Origin of the sequence: Methylobacterium aerolatum, assembly GCF_022179085.1 — a bacterium.
In the GTDB taxonomy this organism is placed as follows: Bacteria; Pseudomonadota; Alphaproteobacteria; order Rhizobiales; family Beijerinckiaceae; genus Methylobacterium; species Methylobacterium aerolatum.
In genome coordinates, this window is the sequence record NZ_BPQE01000043.1 from 1 (window position 1) to 1,349 (window position 1,349).

Sequence of the window (1,349 nt, forward strand, 5' to 3'; positions counted from 1 at the left end):
CGGGTCGTTGTCGTCGGGCTTAAGCTCGCAGGCGAGCCAGATCGGCTCCCTGTCGTCGGGCCTGAGCGTGACGAACAGCTCGGTGGCCTCGCTGTCCTCGGGCCTGAGCTCGCAGGCGAGCCAGATCGGGTCGTTGTCCTCGGGCTTGAGCTCTCAGGCGAGCCAGATCGGCTCCCTGTCGTCGGGCTTGAGCACGACAAACAGCTCGGTGGCCTCGCTTTCGTCGGGCCTGAGCTCGCAGGCGAGCCAGATCGGGTCGTTGTCGTCGGGCTTGAGCTCTCAGACGAGCCAAATCGGCTCCCTGTCGTCGGGCCTGAGCGTGACGAATAGCTCGGTGGCCTCGCTGTCCTCGGGCCTGAGCTCTCAGGCGAGCCAGATCGGTTCGTTGTCCTCGGGCTTGAGTTCGCAGGCGAGCCAGATCGGCTCCCTGTCGTCGGGCCTGAGCGTGACGAACAGCTCGGTGGCTTCTCTGTCGTCGGGTCTCAGCTCTCAGGCGAGCCAGATCGGTTCGTTGTCCTCGGGCTTGAACTCTCAGGCGAGCCAGATCGGCTCCCTGTCGTCGGGCCTGAGCGTGACGAACAGCTCGGTGGCGTCTCTGTCGTCGGGCTTGAGTTCGCAGGCGAGCCAGATTGGTTCGTTGTCGACGGGTCTGAGCGTGACGAACAGCTCTGTGGCGTCGCTGTCCTCGGGGCTGAGCGCTGCGAACAGCTCAATCGGATCGTTGTCATCAAGTCTGAGCTCTCAGGCGAGCACAGTGGCCACGCTGTCGTCGAGCATGAGCTCTCAGGCGAGCACGGTTTCATCCATCTCGACGGGGGTATCTTCCCTGAAGCAGGACGCCCTTCAGTGGAATTCGACGCTCAACGCCTATGACGCGAGCCATGGAACTGGTTTTGCGCAAAAGATCACCAATGTTGCGAACGGCAATATTACCGCGACCTCGACGGATGCTGTGAACGGCTCGCAACTTTACGCGACCAACAGCTCGGTGGCTTCCCTCTCGACGGCGATCAATACGAATGCCTCCAGTACGGGTGCCTCTCTATCCACAAGCCTGAGCAACCTTTCCTCCGGCCTCAGCAACCAGCAGAGCCTGACCGGATCTTTGTCATCGAGCTTGAGCTCCCAGGCGAGCACGACGGCCTCGCTGTCGACGAGCGTGAGCTCTCAGGCGAGCCAGGTGTCGTCGCTGTCGACGAGTGTGAGCTCTCAGGCGAGCACGACGGCGTCCCTGTCGTCGGGCTTGAGCACGACAAACAGCTCTGTGGCTTCGCTCTCGACGAGCGTGAGCTCCCAGGCGAGCCAGGTGTCGTCGCTGTCGACGAGTGTGAGCTCTCAGGCGAGCACGA

General features: G+C 62.8%; 1 pseudogene. It reads left to right on the forward strand.

What is annotated here, in order from left to right:
* Positions 1 to 1,349 (forward strand): annotated as a pseudogene (locus MFF06_RS21730) (hemagglutinin); the annotation flags it as partial.